At 69.9% G+C, this 19729-nt stretch carries 7 protein-coding genes; 4 read left to right on the forward strand and 3 right to left on the reverse strand.

The annotated features are described in order from the left end of the window. Positions 1–1776: long-chain fatty acid--CoA ligase (locus tag M4D77_RS06285; RefSeq protein WP_259935788.1), on the reverse strand; the 1776-nt coding region annotated here is incomplete at its 3' end. Between the two features lie 236 nt (positions 1777–2012). Between M4D77_RS06285 and M4D77_RS06290 the strand changes: the two genes are divergently transcribed. From M4D77_RS06290 to M4D77_RS06300, 3 genes are all read left to right on the forward strand, one after another. Next, complete coding sequence (locus M4D77_RS06290; protein ID WP_259935789.1) at positions 2013–3785, forward strand: DEAD/DEAH box helicase; 1773 nt, start codon at positions 2013–2015, stop codon at positions 3783–3785. A gap of 201 nt (positions 3786–3986) precedes the next feature. Then, entirely contained in the window at positions 3987–4319 is a 333-nt protein-coding gene (locus M4D77_RS06295) for a rhodanese-like domain-containing protein (protein ID WP_058250009.1), read from the forward strand. A gap of 105 nt (positions 4320–4424) precedes the next feature. Further along, positions 4425–8606, forward strand: coding sequence for an AAA domain-containing protein (locus M4D77_RS06300; RefSeq protein WP_259935790.1), 4182 nt, complete (start codon positions 4425–4427; stop codon positions 8604–8606). Between the two features lie 12 nt (positions 8607–8618). On the opposite strand, the gene M4D77_RS06305 is transcribed toward M4D77_RS06300, so the two are convergent. Then, entirely contained in the window at positions 8619–9425 is an 807-nt protein-coding gene (locus M4D77_RS06305) for an NAD-dependent deacylase (protein WP_259935791.1), read from the reverse strand. Continuing rightward, positions 9422–9847: an HIT family protein gene (locus M4D77_RS06310; protein WP_065629038.1), complete on the reverse strand. Its 426-nt coding sequence runs from the start codon at positions 9845–9847 to the stop codon at positions 9422–9424. Before M4D77_RS06310 ends, M4D77_RS06305 begins: the two co-directional genes overlap by 4 nt. A gap of 584 nt (positions 9848–10431) precedes the next feature. Between M4D77_RS06310 and M4D77_RS06315 the strand changes: the two genes are divergently transcribed. Next, positions 10432–19692 (forward strand): type I polyketide synthase, encoded by a 9261-nt coding sequence (locus M4D77_RS06315; RefSeq protein WP_259935792.1) that lies wholly within the window; start codon positions 10432–10434, stop codon positions 19690–19692. Positions 19693–19729: the final 37 nt, after the last annotated feature.

Consider the following 19729-nt stretch of genomic DNA (forward strand, 5'->3'; position numbering starts at 1 on the left):
GTCGGCGATCGCTTCCTTGTGCGCGTCGTGGATGACGTTGCGCTTGAGCTTCATGGTCGGGGTGAGCTCACCGGTGTCGATGGTGAAATCGGTGTCCAGGATCGAGAACTTCTTGATCGCCTCGGCGTTGGAGACCTTGGTGTTCGCCTCCTTCACCGCGGCGTCGATCTCGGCCTTCAGGTCGGCGTTCTCGACCAGGTCCGAGATCGGGGTGTCGGCGGGGAGGTCATGACGGTCCAACCAACCGGGCACGGCCTCCGGGTCGATCGTGATCAGCGCGGCGATGAACGGCTTGTTGTCGCCGACGACGAGGCACTGGCTCACCATCGGGTGCGCCCGGATGGTGTCCTCGAGCTGCGCCGGCGAGACGTTCTTGCCGCCCGCGGTGACGATCAGTTCCTTCTTGCGGCCGGTGATGAAGAGGTAGCCGTCGTCGAGGGTGCCGATGTCACCGGTGTGGAACCACCCGTCGCGGATCGCGTCGTCGGTGGCGGCCTGGTTCTTCCAGTACCCACCGAACACGACCGGCCCCTTGAGCAGGACCTCGCCGTCCTCGGCGATGGCGACGGTGACGCCGGGGATCGGGCGTCCGACCGAACCGACCTTCTGGTTCTCCTCGTTGTTGGCCGTCACCGCGGCCGTGGTCTCCGACAGTCCGTAGCCCTCGTACACCGGGATGCCGACGCCGCGGAAGAAGTGGCCGAGGCGCGCACCGAGCGGAGCGCCACCGGAGATCGCTCCCTCGCACTGGCCGCCGAGGGCGTCGCGCAGCTTTCCGTACACGAGCTTGTCGAAGACGGCGTGCCGGAGCTTCAGGCCGAGGCCGACCTTGCCGGCCGCCGTCGCCTTGCTGTATTCGATCGCCGTGTCGGTGGCCTTGTCGAAGATCGACCCCTTGCCGCCGTCGTAGGCCTTCTGCTTGGCCGAGTTGTACACCTTCTCGAACACGCGCGGCACCGACAGCACGTAGTTCGGCTTGAACACGCCCAGGTCCGCGACGAGGTTCGTCAGGTCGTTGGTGTGGCCGAGGATCACGCCGTTCTCGACGCAGCCGACGGCGACGACGCGGGCGAAGATGTGCGCCAGCGGCAGGAAGAGCAGCGTCGACTTGCCCTCCCGCATACCGGCGCCGACCGCGTCGCGGGTCGCGGCCGTCTCGGCGAGGAAATTCGCGTGCGTCAGGACGACGCCCTTCGGCCGTCCGGTGGTGCCCGAGGTGTAGATCAGCGTGGCGGCATCCGACGACAACGCATTCGCCTGACGCTGGTCGAGGTCCGCGTCGGCGGTCTTCGCGCCGCGCTTGGTGACCGTGGGGAGCGCGTGGTCGTCGATGACCAGGGTCTCCTTGAGGGTGGGCGTCTCGTCGATGACCCGGAGATGGCGGGTGTAGTGCTCATGGTTCTCGACGAACAGGAGCTTGGCGCCGGAGTCCTCGAGAATCCACTGGACCTGGTCGGGGGCGGACGTCTCGTAGATCGCGGCGGTGCACGCCCCGGCGCGCCAGATCGCGTAGTCCAGCACGGTCCACTCGTAGCGCGTCGACGACAGGATCGCGACGCGGTCGCCGGCCTGCACACCCGAGGCGATCAGACCCTTCGCGACCGCGTCCACCTCGTCGGTGAAGTGCTTGGCGGTGACGTTGACCCACTGGTTGTGCGAGCGCTTGCGGAAGAGCGGCATCGTGGGGCGCTCCGCGCGGTAGCGCAGGATCGTGTCGACGGTCGTCGCCTTGTCGTCGATCGTCAGATCGGACGGGGTGGCGTACTGCTGCTGCATGGCACTCCTGAGACGAGAGAAAAAATGGACATTCCGGACATCGGTGTGCGTGTGACCGGGACCGATGGCCGGATGAGTGGCACTGACAGTACCAGTATTCGTTAGATGCATCACACCGGTTACCGAACGTGGCTCGTGCCCTGCTCAGGGGGCGGATGCGACCCCGCCCGGGCGTGATGCCGACTTTCTGGTGGACGGCCATTACAGTTGAGGGCGATGAATGAGACTTCCGCCGCATGAGTACCTCGAATCACGGCGAGCACGACGCCCCCGCCGACCCGCAGGTCGGCTCGTTCGACGACCTCGAGATCGACCCGCGGGTACGCGCGGCCATCACCGACGTCGGCTATGAAACCCCGTCGCCCATCCAGGCGGCGACCATCCCGCCGCTCATGGACGGACGCGATGTCGTCGGCCTCGCGCAGACCGGTACCGGCAAGACCGCCGCGTTCGCCATCCCGATCCTGTCCCGCCTCGACACCTCCGCGCGTACCCCGCAGGCGCTGATCCTCGCGCCGACGCGAGAGCTGGCACTGCAGGTCTCCGAGGCCTTCGGCAAGTATTCGGCGCACATGCCCGAGGTGAAGGTGCTGCCGATCTACGGCGGGCAGTCCTACGGCGTCCAACTCGCGGGTCTGCGTCGCGGCGCGCAGGTCATCGTCGGCACACCCGGTCGGGTCATCGACCACCTCGATCGCAAGACCCTCGACATCTCCGGTCTGGAGTTCCTGGTCCTCGACGAAGCCGACGAGATGCTGACGATGGGCTTCGCCGAGGACGTCGAGCGCATCCTCGCCGAGACCCCGGACACCAAGCAGGTCGCGCTGTTCTCGGCGACCATGCCCAGTGCCATCCGGCGCCTCGCGCAGAAGTACCTGAACTCGCCGCAGGAGATCACGGTCAAGTCCAAGACCGCGACCGCGCAGAACATCACGCAGCGCTATCTCCAGGTTTCCCACCAGCGCAAGCTGGACGCGCTGACACGCTTCCTCGAGGTCGAGACCTTCGACGCGATGATCGTGTTCGTCCGCACCAAGCAGGCGACGGAAGAACTCGCCGAGAAGCTGCGCTCGCGCGGGTTCTCCGCGGTCGCCATCAACGGCGACCTCGCGCAGGCGCAGCGGGAACGGACCATCGACCAGCTGAAGAACGGCTCGATCGACATCCTCGTCGCGACCGATGTCGCGGCCCGCGGGCTCGACGTCGACCGCATCTCGCATGTCGTGAACTACGACATCCCGCACGACACCGAGTCCTACGTGCACCGCATCGGCCGTACCGGGCGCGCCGGCCGCTCGGGCAACGCGCTGCTGTTCGTCTCGCCGCGCGAACGCCACCTGCTGCGTGCGATCGAGCGCGCCACGCGGCAGACGCTGACCGAGATCGGCCTGCCCAGCGTGGACGATGTCAACGCACAGCGGGTCGCGAAGTTCGCCGACTCGATCACCCAGAACCTGTCCTCGGACAACCTGGATCTGTTCCGCGGGCTGATCGAGAACTACGCGCGGGACAACGACGTCGCGATGGCCGACATCGCGGCCGCGCTGGCGCTCGAGACACGAGACGGCGGTTTCCTGATGACGCCGGACCCGCCGCAGTCGGAGAAGCGCCCCGAGCGTGAGCGTGCTCCGCGGCGCCCGGGCGCGAGCTTCGCGACGTACCGCATCGCCGTCGGCCGCAAGCACAAGGTGTCGCCCGGTGCGATCGTCGGTGCCATCGCCAACGAGGGCGGCCTGACCCGTGCCGACTTCGGCAACATCAGCATCCGCGACGATTTCAGCCTCGTCGAGCTTCCCGATGATCTCGACAACGAGACCCTCTCGTCGCTGCGGCACACGAAGATCGGGAAGAACCCGATCGACATCCGCAAGGACATGGGCGCACCGCGCACGCGCGGGGGCGCCAAGCGCGGAGCCGGCGGGCACGGCGGCGGTCGGGACGGTCGTCGTGGCGACAACTGGGGTAAGCGTCCGTCCCCGCGTGTCGCTGGGCGCGGCCGCCATTCCTGACCCTGACGGTTCCGCTGCGGGTCGCCTACCAGAAGGAGCGCATGACTGCGCCCTTCTGAGAGCTGTGTGAGAAAACTTGTCAATTCGAGATCGTTCCGTAACCTGGTCGACGGGGGTCATTCACGCCGCGGCCGTCACCCGATGGCCGTCGCGAACGCATGAACACGGACAAATTCGAGCAACAGGATTGGTGAGTCACCGGTGTCAGTGGTGAATTCGATTTCGGCAGTCGAGGCAATGAATCACAGCCGCGAGGGGAACGCGGTCGTCGTCGACGCGCGTCCCCAGGTGGTTCGGCATCAGGGGAGTCTGCCCGGTGCCCTCGTGGTCGACCCGACCGAGGTGCCGAAGCGGTTCACCCCGACTCCGTCGGGCACCTTCCCGGTGATCCGCGACCGCGACACCGAGATCGCCGTGGTGTCGGTCCGTTCGGAGGCCCCGCGGATCGCCGAACAGATCGCCGAGTGCGGATACACCAACGTGCGCTATGTCGACGGCGGATACCGCGCGCTGCGTTCGAGCTCCGTCGGCTGACCGGCTCGGTGTCGGGAATCCGGCCGACCCGCGCGGCGGCACGGAGTTCCTCTGACCAGCGTCTTGTAGCGTAGGAGTCGCCGGCGACGAGAGGAACACATCGGTATGCAGGATGACACGCGCGAGACGTTGCGCGATCAGGTCACCCGGCTGATGACGTTTCTGGCCGATCTGGTCCGGTCTCGCTCCGGAGACGTCCACGACATCTCCGACCACCCCGGCCATGTCTGGGTCGGGCCGTCCACCGCCGTCGCCGTCCGGTCGAACGCGGTGCCGGGCCAGGTGGTGGTGGAGGTCGGACCGGACGACCCCGACGCCGCTCGGGCCGGCGCGGTCCATGCCGAATTCGCCGCGTTGGTCGATGCGCTCGGCGCGGAGCCCGAAGAACTCGAACTCGTCATCGCGTCCGCACTGGTCACGGTGCGGGACGCAACAGACGCGGACGCCGACCCGATGGTCCGGGAACACCTCCTCAGTCAGGTTCTGGTCGCCGACCGCGACGCGGACGACACGATCCGGTTCTCGCTCGGGGCGGGCTCGTCTCCCGCGGTTCGCGATACCCATCTGCTCGCTGCTCTCGACGGTCTCGATCTCGCGGGCGCGGTCGGGATCCGCGGCAAGCTGTCGGCGCTGACCTCGGTGCTGTCGCCGAAGACCGCCGAGCTGATGGCCGAGTGGCGCGAGGCGATCGAGGTCGACGCCGAGCGTGTGTCGTTGACGGTCGAGAGCCGGCCCGCGGTGGTCCTCCGCCGTCGCGGGGTGGAGAGTTCCCTCGCGTTCTACGACGCCATCATCGACGACCTGCGGGACGAGGAGTCGGAGGTACCGGTCGCACTGACCCAGCTCGTCCGCCCGATCGAGGCGCCCGACCGACTCGCCGCCCTCCGCGCCCCCGGCGTCCTCGATCCAGCGGACCTGGTCGCCGATGCGCTGTTCCCGCTGCCGTCCAATGCCGAACAGCGCGATGTGCTCGCCCGGCTCGGGTCCGACACCGGTGTGGTGGTCGAGGGTCCGCCCGGAACCGGCAAGACCCACACCATCGCCAACGTGACCTCGGCCTTGCTGGCGAAAGGACAGCGCGTCCTGGTCGTCAGCGAGAAAGCCCATGCGCTCCACGTGCTCCGGGACATGCTGCCGCCCGCTCTGCGGGCGCTCACGGTGTCGATCGCCGACGTGTCCCAGGACAGTTCCGAGGGCATCGTCGATGCGGTGACCGAGCTCGCCGAACGCAAGGCGTCGTTCACGCCCGGGGTCGCCGACGCGGAGATCGCCGACCTGGCCGCGCGCCGCGATCACGCTCTGCGACAACGGGATCAGCTGCTCCGCGAACTCTGGGACCTGCGTGCGGAAGAGACCGAGGTCCACGAATGGGTCGCGGGGGACTATCGGGGATCCCCGGCGGAGATCGTCCGCCGGGTGCGGGCAGACGCCGCCGCGTTCGACTGGCTGCCCGGGCCGGTCCACGGCGCGGTGCCCCCGCTGGACTCGGCCGAGTTCGTCCGGCTGGCGGACCTGCTCGCGAGCACCGGTGGCTCCGGATCGCGTCTCGCGCAACGGTTCGTCGACCTCGACCACCACCTGCCCGAGCCGGCGGAGATGGACTCCATCTGCACCCGGATCGCCGCGCGGCCCCGCGAGCCGATGGCCGGCGCCGGGACGCTGCTGTCGGTGCTCGACGGGGTCGACAGTGACCGGTTGGTCCGGATCAAGGACATCTGCGACGAACTCGCCGTCGCCTCCGGCGAGGTGGCGTCGTACCCGGAGCCGATCGTCGACATGGCGGACCGGCTGCTCGCCGGACGCGCCGCGCACCTCTGGTCGCGGGTGACGACGCTGTCGCCGGTCATCGCCGAGGCCGCTCGTCGGGACCGTGACCTGGGCGCGCACGCGGTCGTCGTCGACGGGGCGCGGCCCGGCGACGCCGCGTTGTTCGACGCCGCCGCCGACTTCCTGCGAGACGGCGGTCAGTGGCGGGGACGGTTGCGGCGTTCGCCCGAGCAGCGCGCGGTCGAGGAGTCGCCGGTGCGGGCCACCGTGGACGGACGGCCTCCTCGCGACGAGGCCTCGTTGCGCCGGGTCGCCGATCACCTCACCGTCATCGACGCGGTCCATCAGGCGCATCGCATCCTGGCGGACCTGCACGTCCCGGTGGACGCGTCGGGGTCGCGGTCGGCGCAGCTCGACAACCTCGTCCGCCTCGACAACCAACTGGCGTGGATCTCGAGGCTGCTCACCGGCCGGGAGCATCTCGTCCGTGAACTCGAGGCGATCAGCCCCGGCGGCCCGAGACCACGCACCGTCGCCGAGGCAGCCGAGGTGGCCCATCAGGCGCGATCGGTGGCGGCCGCCAACGACGCGGTCCTCGCCGAACAGGAACTCGCCGACCGCGTGTACGGCCTGACGACCGAACTCGAACAGGGGCCGTCGCCGGAGGGTGACGCGCTGCTCTCGGCACTCGCCACGGCCGACCCGGTCGCGATCCGAGACGCGCGGCGCGCGTTCGCGGCCGCCGCAGCCGAGGCCGACGAGCAGAATGCCCTGGAGCTTCTCGGGCTCCGATTGCGCAGCCGGGCACCCGAACTCGCGAAGACGATGTGGTCGAGCGCGCAGGACCCGATCTGGACCGAACGCGCCCGGGACATGGGCGCGGCGTGGGCGTGGCGGTTCGCCCACACCTGGGCGGAGGAACGCAGCGATCCGTTCGCCGAGGACCGGCTGCAGTCCGACCTCGATGCCGTCGAGGTCGACATCGCGGCCCTCACCACCCGGCTGGCCTCTGCGCGCGCCGTCCGCGAGGTGCTGGCGCGCACCACGGCCGGCGAGTTGCAGGCCGTCCAGTCCTACCGCGACCACATGATCAACCTGGGCAAGGGATCGGGCAAACATGCCAATCGTTTCCGACGCGCGGCGCGCGAGGCCATGGCCGAGGCGCGCAACGCCGTGCCCGCCTGGATCATGTCGATCAGCCAGGTGGCCGAGACCCTCCCACCGCGCCGCAACTCCTTCGACGTCGTCATCGTCGACGAAGCGTCCCAGGCCGACATCACCAGCGCGTTCCTTCTCTGGCTGGCCCCGCGCGTGATCGTCGTCGGTGACGACAAGCAGTGCGCGCCCGTCGGTCTCAGCGGCACCAACCTCGATTCCGCGTTCGCCGAACTCGATGCCGCGCTGCCCGACCTCCCGACATACCTGCGCGACGGGTTGACGCCGCGGTCCAGCCTGTTCTCGTTGTTGCGCAGCCGTTTCGGCAACGTCGTGGGACTGCGGGAACACTTCCGGTCCATGCCCGAGATCATCGAGTTCTCGTCGCGCCAATTCTACGGGTCCGCGCCGCTGATCCCGGTGCGCCAGTACGGTTCCGACCGGCTCGAACCATTGCGGACGGTCGCGGTCGACGGAACGGCCACCGGGACCGGCAACGGCATCAGCAACGAGGCCGAGGCGGCCGCCATCGTCGATGCCCTCCGGGGGTGTCTGGCCGACCCGGCATACGACGATCTGGACTTCGGTGTGATCGCGTTGCAGGGCGTCAAGCAGGTGGAGACGATCGAGAAGGCGCTACGCGCCGCGATCGACACCGAGACCTGGCGCTCGCGTCGTATCCGCGTCGGCTCACCCCCGGATTTCCAGGGAGACGAGCGGCACGTGGTCTTCCTGTCGATGGTCGTCTCGGACGCCGGTGCGATCTCCGCGCTGACCCGCGCGGAGTCCCAACGCCGGGTCAACGTGGCGGCCACCCGGGCCATGGACCAGTTGTGGCTGTTCCATTCGATCGGACTCGACGAGTTGCGCCCCAACGACCTTCGTGCCTCGCTGCTGTCCTATGTGTCCGCCAACGAGGGTCCGTCGATCGGGGCCATGCCGTCCGACGTGCCCGACGATCGCCGCGTGAGCCCGTTCGACAACCTCCTCGAACAGCGCGTGTTCAACCGTCTCGCGGCGCTCGGCTATCACGTGACCCCGAAGGTCACGGTCAACAACCGGATCGTCGACCTGGTCGTGTTGGGGGCCGATGCGCGCATGGCCGTCGAATGTGATGCCGACGAGTTCGCCGGGACCGGGCAGCAGGCTCGGTCGGATCTGGAACGCGAGCGTGAATTGCGCCGTTGCGGTTGGGAATTCGTCCGCGTGCGCGAGTCGGAGTTCGAACTCGATCCCGACCGCGTGCTCGACCATGTCGCCGCCGTGCTCGACGAGCGCGGATGCAAGCCGGGGTCGCTCGTCGCGGTTCAGACGACGGATGACGTCGGGAGATGGCAGCCGATCGATCTCACCGCGGGGGAGTGACGCCGCACCACGTCAGCCGAGTGACGCGAGCAACGCCGGCAGACCGACGGCGGCGGGCATCCGCAGACTGTGGGTCACGATGTCGGACAGCGCGGACGGCGACGGGTTGAACTCGATGACCGGGATGCCCGCACGCACCGCGCGTTCGGGTAGCGCGGCTGCCGGGTAGACGATCCCGCTGGTCCCCACGACGAGCACGACCTCGGCCGCACGGAACGCCTGATCCGCTCGCTGCCAATCCGATTCGGGCAGTGCTTCGCCGAACCACACGATGCCGGGCCGCACCCTCCCGCCGCAGCGCGGACACGTGGGCGGGTCGACGCGCGGGTCGTCCGGCGCGGTACCGGTGTCGCCGGGATCGGGGAATGCGCCCGGGCCGTCGTACGGGGTCCCACAGACCGAACACCGGGGGGCGAACAGGCTGCCGTGCAGGTGGCTGACGACGTCGCTGCCGGCCCTCTCGTGGAGATCGTCGACATTCTGCGTCACGATCATGACGGTGCGGCTCGTGGCGAGTTCGGCGAGCGTGCGGTGGCCCGCATTGGGCTGCGCGGCAAGCACTTCGCGGGCGCGCCAGCGGTACCACCCCCAGACCAGTGCGGGGTCGCGCGCCCACGCTTCCGGGGTGGCGAGTTCGGCGGGATCGAACTTCTCCCACAAACCGGTCTGGGCGTCCCGGAAGGTGGCGATGCCGCTCTCGGCCGACATACCCGCGCCGCTGAACACCGTGATCCACTCCGCGCGGCGCACGAGGTCGGCCACCGCGTCCGGAATCCGGGTCTCGGCCCCGGTGTCCGGGTCGGGCTCGCCGAAGGTCATCCGACGGACTCGATCCCGGCGCGCACCGCAGCGGCGGTCTCGTCGGGGTCGGGGTCGCGGCGGACGAGGAAGCCCTTGGCGAAACTCAGCTTGTCCCCGTCGTGTCTGGGGACGACGTGCAGGTGGGTGTGGAAGACGGTCTGGAAGGCCGCGCGGCCGTCGTTCAGTGCCAGGTTGACCCCGTCGGCGGACACCGGTCCGGTCTTCATCGCGGTGGCGACTCGTTGACCGGCGCGGAAGAGAGCGGCGCCGAGGGTGGGGTCGAGGTCGTCGAGCCCGGAGGAGTGGACCCGGGGCACGAGGAGGGTGTGCCCGCGGGTCACGGGCCGGATGTCGAGGAACCCGAGGACGTCGTCGTCGGAGTAGACGATGCGACCCGGGGAGGTGCCCGCGATGATGGCGCAGAAGATGCAACTGCTCATGCGGCCGACTCTAGTGGGGTGTCTCGAGGGCACTCGGCCTGCGGCACGGCTGGACCGCGACGCGCAAGGGTGCCCCACATCACATAACGGTTTGATAACGGTTGACCGAGCGAGAGTTCGGGCGCACGCGTACCCCTGGGTATGTTGCCTGGCCTGGCGGTTTTCCGACGCTTCCCATGGTGGTTGACACGGTGCCAAAAGTTACCCGCGCGGTTACTGGTCGGTATACCGACAGGTCACCGACAAACATGAGGGTTTCCTCACTTTCGTGTGTCATCATAGGTGGCACGTTCACGCCGACGCCGGCTCGGGACAAAACCGGTGCGCGCCAATGTTGTTGTGCGGCAGGCGTGTTCCTTTGTTGTACCAGCTAGTTCGACCCGGCGGTGTCGCCACCGCGGCCGGTCGTGCGCGACGGCGGCGAGACCGATCACGTCAGCGCACGGAAAGGCCGCTGCCGACAGCGTTTTTCGCGCCGCAGCGACTCGCAGACCAACCGCACAACACCCACAGACATCTACTGCACCGCACCTACGCACTCCGCAAATCCACACTCTGAGACCGACCACCACAGAGGAGTATCCGTGACCGTCGACCAGTTCCGCTCCGGCTCGCAGGGCGCCGCCAACGCAGAACGGCCCACCACCACGCTCATCGAGCGGCTCACGCAGGGCGAGCCATACGCGATCAGCTTCGGCGGGCAGGGCGGCGCATGGCTGCCCACGCTGACCGAGCTGGTCGTCGACGCCGACCTGGAACACCGGGTCGCCACCATCGTCGATTCCGCCGAACGGCTCGTCGAGCCGGTTGCCGACGAACTCGTCGTGGCACGGGTGTCCGGGTTCCACCCGCTCACCTGGGTGCACGCGCACGACGCAGGTGAAGACGTGCCCGCCGAGGCCACTCTCGCCGATTTCACCCTCTCGGGTCCGGGTGTGCTGCTCACCCAGCTCGCCGCCGTGGAGGCACTCCGCAAGCAGGGCCTGGACACCGCCGTGCTCCCGCCGAAGGCCGTGGTCGGGCATTCCCAGGGCTCGCTGGCCACCGATGCGGTGGGCGCCGACGGCCGTATCGCCGAGTCCGGTCAGGGCCTGCTGCTGGCCGTCGCGCACCTCATCGGCGCCGCCGGTTCGTTGACCGCGCGTCGCCGCGGGCTGGGTGTCACCACCGACGGCACGCCGATGCTCGCACTCACCAACGTCAGCCCGGCTCGCGTCGACGAGATCCTGGCGCAGTACCGCGCCGGCCTGTCCGACAACGATCTGACGACCGCCCCGGTGGTCGCCATCAAGAACAGCCGCACCGCCGTCGTGCTGTCCGGGGCACCGCGGCACCTCGCCGCGTTCGCCGCCCTCTGTGAGCGGGTCGCCGCGACCGAGGCCGACGAGCGCAAGCGCAAGCTCACCGGCGGGGCGCCGTTCGCGCCGAAGTTCGACCACCTGCAGGTGTCGGTGGCCTTCCACCACCCGGCGATGGCCGAGGCTGTCGAGCTGGTCGACCAGTGGGCTGACCGCTGTGGCATCGACCGTGACCTCGCCACCCGCCACGCCCACGACATCCTCGTCGGGCACGTCGACTGGGTCGCCTCGGTCGACTCGATCGTGGCCGGCGGCGCCAAGTGGGTCCTGGACTTCGGTCCCGGGGACATCGCGACCCGTCTCACCGCATCACTGGTCCGCGGGCAGGGCGTCGGCCTGGTGCCCGCCGCCCTGCGCGTCGGACAGCGCAACCTGTTCAGCCCCGGCGGCGTGCCCGAGGTCGCGACCCCTTGGTCGCAGTTCGCGCCCACCCTTGTCGAGCTGCCCGACGGCCGTACCGTCGTCGAGACCTCCTTCACCCGCCTCACGGGACGTTCGCCGATGCTGCTCGCCGGCATGACGCCGACGACCGTCGACCCGGCCATCGTCGCCGCCGCGGCCAACGCCGGACACTGGGCCGAGCTGGCCGGTGGCGGCCAGGTCACCGAGGAGATCTTCGCGCGCAACATCGCCACGCTCACCGATCTGCTCGAGCCGGGCCGCGAGGCGCAGTTCAACGCGTTGTTCCTCGACCCCTACCTGTGGAAGCTGCAGCTCGGCGGCAAGCGCATCGTGCAGAAGGCCCGCGCGCAGGGAGCCCCGCTCGACGGCGTCATCGTCTCGGCGGGCATACCCGAACTCGAGGACGCGGTCGCGCTCGTCGACGAGTTCGTCGAGGCCGGACTCCGGTTCGTCGCCTTCAAACCCGGCACCGTGGAGCAGATCCGGTCCGTCGTGCGCATCGCGGCCGAGGTTCCGCATCACCCGATCATCGTGCAGATCGAGGGCGGCCGCGCCGGTGGCCACCACTCGTGGGAAGACCTCGACGACCTGCTGCTCGCGACCTACGGCGAGCTCCGCGCCCGCCCGAACGTCGTGATCTGCGTCGGCGGTGGCATCGGCACACCCGAGCGCGCCAGTGAATACCTCACCGGCAGCTGGTCGGCCGGCTACGGCTACCCGACGATGCCGCTCGACGGCATCCTCATCGGCACCGCCGCCATGGCGGCCAAGGAAGCGACGACGACCCCCGAGGTCAAGCAGCTCCTCGTCGACACCGCCGGCATCGACGAGTGGATCGGTGCCGGTCACGCCACCGCCGGAATGGCCTCCGGCCGTTCGCAGCTCGGCGCCGACATCCACGAGGTCGACAACACCGCGTCGCGCTGCGGCCGGTTGCTCGACGAGGTCGCCGGTGACGCCGACGCCGTGGCCGCCCGCCGCGACGAGATCATCGCCGCGATGGCCGACACCGCGAAGCCGTACTTCGGCGACGTCGCCACCATGACCTACCGCGAGTGGCTCGACCGGTACGCCGCGCTGGCCGTCGGTGACGCCCGCGGCGAGCAGGTCCCGTGGGCCGACATCACCTGGCAGCAGCGCTTCGTGGAGATGCTGCAGCGCACCGAGGCGCGCATGCACCCGCAGGACTCGGGGCCCATCCCGACGATGTTCGCCGAGGTCACCGCCGCCGCCGATGCGTATGCCGCGATCGACGCGCTCGGCAGTGTGTACCCCGAGATCGACACCGACATCCTGCATCCCGCGGACGTCGCGTTCTTCCTGGAGCTGTGCCGCACCCCCGGCAAGCCCGTCAACTTCGTGCCGGTGATCGACAAGGACGTGCGCCGCTGGTGGCGCAGTGACTCCCTGTGGCAGGCCCACGACCCGCGCTACGGCGCCGACGCCGTCTGCGTCATCCCGGGGCCGGTCGCCGTCGCGGGCATCACCCGCGTCGACGAGCCCGTGGGTGAACTGCTCGATCGGTTCGAGGCCCGGGTCGCGTCCGATCTGCAGGCCGCCGGGGAGCGCCCGGTCGCCGTCGCCTCCCGGCACCGTGCCGGGCTGGCCGAGGAAGCCGGCGTGCTGACCTCGGTGCTGGAGTCCGACGACGTCAGCTGGGCCGGCCGGATCGTGGCGAGCCCGATCGCGCTGCTCGGCGATCGCGACGCCTGGACCGTGGTCGGACCCGAGCGGGCCGAACACGCCGTCAGCGGCGCCGTCCTGGAGCAGGTCTCCGCCGACTCCGACGCCACCCGTTTCGACCTCGTCGTCACCATCTCGGGCGCTTCCGTGCGTATCCCACTGCTGGCCGGCGGGAGCCTGCGCGACGGTGGTTCGCCGCTGGTGGGCCTCGACGATGCGTCGACCGCGATGCGCGAGATCCTCACCGTGGCCGCCGGCGGCAGCCTGGCCGAGGTGACCGACGGCGTGTCGGTCACGACCGTCTCCTGGCAGCCGGATTCGGTCGCCGATCACGCTGCGGTGACCGGGTTCTCCCTGCCGCCGCACCTGCGTCCGACCACCCCGACCGACCCGTTCGGTTTCGCCGTGCCCGACACCCTGGTCGGCGCGTGCTGGCCGAGCGTGTTCAGCGTCATCGGCGCCGCCCGCACCGATTCCGGTGACCCGGTCGTCGAGGGTCTGCTCGACCTGGTCCACCTCGATCACGCGATCGCGTTGACCGGGGAGATCCCCGCCACCGCAACCGAACTGACCGTCACCGCACGGACCGGCGCGGTCCGGGATGCCGACGTCGGTCGTGTCGTCGAGGTCACGGTGGAGATCGCCGGACCAGCCGGCCCGATCGCGACGCTCGAGGAGCGTTTCGCGATCCGTGGGCGTCTGGGCGCCGCCGAGCTCACCGACCCGGCCCGGGCCGGCGGTGCACCCGCCGCCGAACAGTCGGCCACCCGCAAGCTGCTCCGGACGGCCACCATCACCGCGCCGAACCGGATGACCGGTTTCGCCGTCGTGTCCGGTGACCGCAACCCCATCCACACCGACGCCGCAGCCGCGAAGCTGGCCGGTCTCGGCGACCCGATCGTCCACGGGATGTGGCTGTCGGCCGCCGCGCAGCAGGTCGTCACCGCGACCGACGCGAAGAATCCGACGCCGTCGCCTCGTCCGCTGATCGGCTGGACCGCACGCTATCTCGGCATGGTCCGGCTCGGTGACCGCATCTCGGTGCGCGTCGACCGCGTGGGTCTCGACAACGGCCGCGAGGTCGTCGAGGTCAGCGCCAAGGTCGGCGACAACCTCGTGATGAGCGCGACCGGTCTGCTCGCCGCGCCGCGGACCGTCTACGCGTTCCCCGGCCAGGGCATCCAGAGCAAGGGCATGGGACTCGACGCCCGCTCGCGGTCGAAGGCCGCCCGCAAGATCTGGGATCGTGCCGACAAGCACACCCGTGCGGCGCTGGGCTTCTCGATCCTCGCCGTGGTCCGCGACAACCCGACGACGCTCGTCGCCAACGGGACCACCTACAACCACCCCGACGGCGTGCTGTACCTGACGCAGTTCACCCAGGTCGCCATGGCGACGCTCGGTGTCGCGCAGATCGCCGAGCTCAAGGAGTCCGGTGGCTTCGTCGAGGGTGCCATCACGTGTGGTCACTCGGTCGGTGAGTACAACGCGCTCGCCGCATGTGCCGGCGTCCTCCCGCTCGAGGCCGTCCTCGAAGTCGTGTTCCAGCGCGGCGAGGCCATGCATCACCTCGTCCCGCGAGATGCACAGGGGCGCAGTGACTATCGGATGGCCGCCATCCGGCCGAGCCAGTTCGGTCTGGCCGACGCCGAGGTCACCGACTTCGTGTCCGGCGTGGGCGCCGCGGGCGGCGAGTTCCTGGAGGTCGTCAACCTCAACCTCCTCGGCTCGCAGTACGCGATCGCCGGCACGGTTCGCGGTCTCGAACTGCTCGAGGCCGAGATCGACCGGCGGCGTGCGGAGTTCGGGGGCAAGCGCGCGTTCATCCTGATCCCGGGCATCGACGTCCCGTTCCACTCGAGCGTGCTGCGCGCCGGGGTCCCGGAGTTCCGCGGCAAGCTCGCCGAGCTGCTGCCCGCCGACATCGACATCGACATCCTGATCGGCCGCTACATCCCCAACCTGGTGCCGCGCCTGTTCAACCTCGGACGCGACTTCGTCGAGGAGATCGCGGCGCTGGTGCCGTCGGATCCGCTGAACGAGGTCCTCGCCGACTGGGACGCCTGGGAGGCGACCCCGAACGAACTGGCCCGGGTGATCCTGATCGAGCTGCTCGCCTGGCAGTTCGCCAGCCCGGTGCGGTGGATCGAGACCCAGGAACTGCTGTTCAGCGGTCCCGAGCGGAACGGGCTGGGAGTCCAGCGCTTCGTCGAGATCGGTCTGAAGGGCGCCCCGACGCTGTCGGGTCTGGCCACCAACACCCTCAAGCTCGACGACTACGCCGCGGCCACCACCGAGGTGCTCAACGTCGAGCGCGACACCGACACGATCCTGGCCAAGGACGCCGGGCACGAGCCCGACGAGGACGAGCTCGACGTTCCCGCAGCGGCCGAGACGTCGGCGGACGCGGCTCCGGCCGCCGCGGCGGCGCCCGCGCCTGCTGCTCCCGCGGCACCGGCGGCACCCGCCGGCGGCCCGCGTCCCGACGACATCGCGTTCACGCCGTCGGATGCGGTGAAGTCCGTGATCGCGCTGTGGACCAAGATGCGCGTCGACCAGATCGGGTCCGCGGACACGATCGAGGCGCTCTGCGACGGTGTGTCGTCGCGTCGTAACCAGCTGCTCCTCGACATCGGCGGCGAGCTCGGACTCGGCGCCATCGACGGTGCCGCCGAAGCCGACATGGCCGCGCTGTCGTCGACCGTGGAGACCCTCGCCCGTGGCTACCGGCCGCTGGGTGCGGTGCTCACCGATGCGGTCAGCGACCAGGTCCGCAAGGTGCTCGGCCCGCTGGGCAAGCGCCAGAACTACATCACCGACCGCGTGTCGGGTGTCTGGCAGCTGGGTCCGGGGTGGGGTCTGCACACCACGGTCGCGCTGGCGCTGGGCACCAGGGACGGCGCGTCCGTCCGCGGCGAGGCGCTGGGCAATCTGCTCGACGGCCCGCTGACGAACACCGATTCCCTCGACGCCCTCATCGACAAGGCCGTGTCCGCGGTGGGTGCGGTCAAGGGCATCCCGGTCGGCAAGCCGGCCGCCGAATCCGGTGGTGGCGCAACGGTCGACGCCGCGGCGCTGGGAGAGTTCACCGAGCAGATCACCGGCCGGTCCGGCGCGCTGGCCTCGGCCGCGTACACCCTGCTGGACAAGCTCGGACTCGCCGAGGTCGCCGATCTCGCCGAGGCCGCGGCCGACCCGAATGCCGAGCTCGCCGAGCTGGTCAGCGCCGAACTCGGGTCGGACTGGGCCCGTACCGTGGCGCCGGCCTTCGACGCGGCCAAGGTCGTCCTCATCGACGACCGGTGGGCAACCGCCCGTGAGGATCTCGTCCGACTCTGGCTGACCGACGAGCAGGACCTCGACGCCGACTTCGACACCATCGTCGGCGGGTTCGCCGGAGCCGGTGACACCGTCGCCGACCACGCCACCTGGTGGCAGGGCAAGGCCCTCGCGAACGGAAACGCCGTGCACGGCCGCGTCTTCGGCGCGATCGCGCACGCTGCGGAGAATCCGGAGAAGGGTGCCTACAGCCGCGAGATCGCCGTGGTGACCGGTGCCAGCAAGGGGTCGATCGCCGCCGGCGTGGTCGCCGGGCTGCTGGCCGGTGGCGCGACCGTGATCGCCACGACGTCGCGCCTGAACTCCGACCGTCTCGCCTTCTACAAGAAGCTGTACCGCGAGAACGCACGGGCCGGTGCCGCGCTGTGGATCGCTCCCGCGAACATGGCGTCGTACGCCGACGTCGACGACCTCGTCGGCTGGATCGCGGGGGAGCAGACGGAGAACCTCGGTGGCACAACGGCAGTGGTGAAGCCGGCGATGAAGCCGACGCTGCTGTTCCCGTTCGCCGCACCTCGGGTCGCCGGTGATCTCACCGACGCCGGCGGTCGCGCCGAGCTGGAGATGAAGGTGCTCCTCTGGTCGGTGGAGCGGCTCATCGGCGGTCTCGCCGACGCCCATTCCGATCACGACATCGCCGCCCGCGTGCACGTCGTGTTGCCCGGTTCGCCGAACCGCGGCATGTTCGGCGGCGACGGTGCCTACGGCGAGAGCAAGGCCTCGCTCGACGCGCTCGTACAGCGCTGGTCGGCCGAGGAGTCCTGGGGTTCCAAGACGACACTCGCCCACGCACTGATCGGCTGGGTGCGCGGCACCGGGCTGATGGGTCACAACGACGGGATGGTCGACGCGGTCGAGGCGGCGGGTGTGCGCACCTGGAGCACCGACGAGATGGCGGCGAACCTGCTGACCCTGTGCAGCCCCGAGCAGCGGTCGGCCGCGGTCAGTGCGCCGATCCTGGCCGATTTCACCGGTGGCCTGGACAGCTCGACCGACCTCAAGGCGCTCGCGGCCACCGCGGCGGCGGCCGCCGAGGAGTCCGCGGACGCCGACGAGGAGTCGGCGACGACCGTCGCGGCGCTGCCGGCACCGGCGCGCGCCCCGAAGGCGATGCGTCCGCAGTGGCCGTCGATCGACGCCCGACCCGAGGACCTCGTGGTCATCGTGGGTGCCGGCGAGCTCGGTCCGTTCGGTTCGGCCCGCACCCGCTTCGAGATGGAGGTCGACGAGAAGCTTTCGGCCGCAGGCGTTCTCGAGCTCGCCTGGAACACCGGACTGGTGCACTGGGATTCGGCGCCGAAGCCGGGCTGGTACGACACCGCGTCCGGAGACCCGGTGCCGGAGAGCGAGATCGCCGAGCGGTACCACGACGAGGTCGTCGCCCGCTGCGGTATCCGCCGCTACGCCGACGACGGGGCGATGGTCGACAACACCTCGCCGCTGCTGACCTCGGTCTTCGTCGACGAGGACCTGACTTTCACGGTCAACTCCGAGGCCGAGGCGCGAGCATTCGCCAGTGCCAACCCGGAGAAGACCCGGGTCACGCAGAACGCCGACGGCGACTGGCAGGTCACCCGGTTGGCGGGCACCGAGATCCGCGTCCCGCGTCAGTTCGCGCTGACCCGGACCGTGGGCGGGCAGATCCCGACCGGTTTCGACCCGACCCGCTGGGGCGTCAGCCCCGACATGGTCGAGTCGATAGACCGGGTCGCCCTGTGGAACCTGGTGGCCACGGTCGACGCCTTCCTGTCGTCGGGCTTCACGCCGAGCGAACTGATGCGCTGGGTGCACCCCGGTCTGGTCGCCAACACGCAGGGCACCGGTATGGGCGGCATGACCTCCATGCGCGACCTGTACGTCAACACCCTGCTGGGCGAGGCCAACGCCAACGACATCCTGCAGGAGGCCCTGCCGAACATCGTTGCGGCACACGTGGTCCAGTCGTATGTCGGTAGCTACGGCGCGATGATCCACCCGGTGGCGGCATGTGCGACCGCAGCGGTGTCGGTCGAGGAGGGCGTCGACAAGATCCGCCTCGGCAAGGCGCTGTTCGCGGTGGCGGGCGGCTTCGACGACCTGGGTATCGAGGGCATCGTCGGCTTCGGCGCGATGTCGGCGACCGCCGACTCGGCGAAGATGACCGCGCGCGGCATCGACGATCGCCGGTTCTCGCGTGCCAACGACCGCCGACGCGGCGGGTTCGTCGAGTCGGCCGGCGGCGGCACGATCCTGCTCGCCCGCGGCGATGTCGCGGCCGAGATGGGTCTGCCGGTGCTCGGTGTGGTCGCGTGGGCGCAGAGCTTCGGCGACGGTGTGCACACCTCGATCCCGGCTCCGGGTCTCGGTGCCCTGGGCGCGGCTCGCGGTTCGCTGTCCTCGCCGCTGGCACGTGCGCTCGGTTCGCTCGGCGTCAGCGCCGACGACGTGGCGGTCGTGTCCAAGCACGACACCTCCACCAAGGCGAACGATCCGAACGAGTCCGAACTGCACGAGCGGCTCGCGGCGGCCATCGGCCGCGGCAAGGGCGCACCGCTGTTCGTGGTGTCGCAGAAGTCGCTGACCGGTCACGCCAAGGGCGGCGCGGCGGCCTTCCAGCTCATCGGCCTGTGCCAGATCCTGCGTGACGGCGTGATCCCGCCCAACCGCAGCCTCGACTGTGTCGACGACAAGATGGCGGAGTACCCGCACCTGGTCTGGCCGCGGGAGACCCTGCAGCTCGGCGAGCGGTTCCCGCTCAAGGCGGGTCTGCTGACCAGCCTCGGCTTCGGTCACGTGTCCGGACTGATCGCGGTGGTGCACCCGGAGGCGTTCATCGCCTCGCTGAACCCGGAGCAGCGCGATGCCTATCGTCAGCGCGCCGACGAGCGGACCCGCCAGGGCAGTCAGCGCTTCCTGCAGTCGATCTGCGGTGGCGAGCCTGCCTACCAGCGTCCGCCGAACCGTCGCTTCGACGAGTCGGTCGACGAGCACGACGCCGAGGCGGGCATGCTCCTCGATCCGCAGACCCGTCTGGACGGCGCCGACGTCTACGTCGCCGGTGAGCCGGTGGCGGGTGGTCGGTGACACCCGGTGAGGCGAATGGCGCGAGCGACTACCAAGG

This window comes from Gordonia sp. p3-SID1431 (genome assembly GCF_025143765.1).
Classification (GTDB): Bacteria; Actinomycetota; Actinomycetes; order Mycobacteriales; family Mycobacteriaceae; genus Gordonia; species Gordonia hongkongensis.

Excerpts from the sequence above, each read along its gene's own strand:
- M4D77_RS06290 (WP_259935789.1), top strand. The coding sequence starts at position 2,013 with ATGAGTACCTCGAATCACGGCGAGCACGACGCCCCCGCCGACCCGCAG.
- M4D77_RS06300 (WP_259935790.1), top strand. The coding sequence starts at position 4,425 with ATGCAGGATGACACGCGCGAGACGTTGCGCGATCAGGTCACCCGGCTG.
- M4D77_RS06305 (WP_259935791.1), bottom strand. The coding sequence starts at position 9,425 with ATGACCTTCGGCGAGCCCGACCCGGACACCGGGGCCGAGACCCGGATT.
- M4D77_RS06310 (WP_065629038.1), bottom strand. The coding sequence starts at position 9,847 with ATGAGCAGTTGCATCTTCTGCGCCATCATCGCGGGCACCTCCCCGGGT.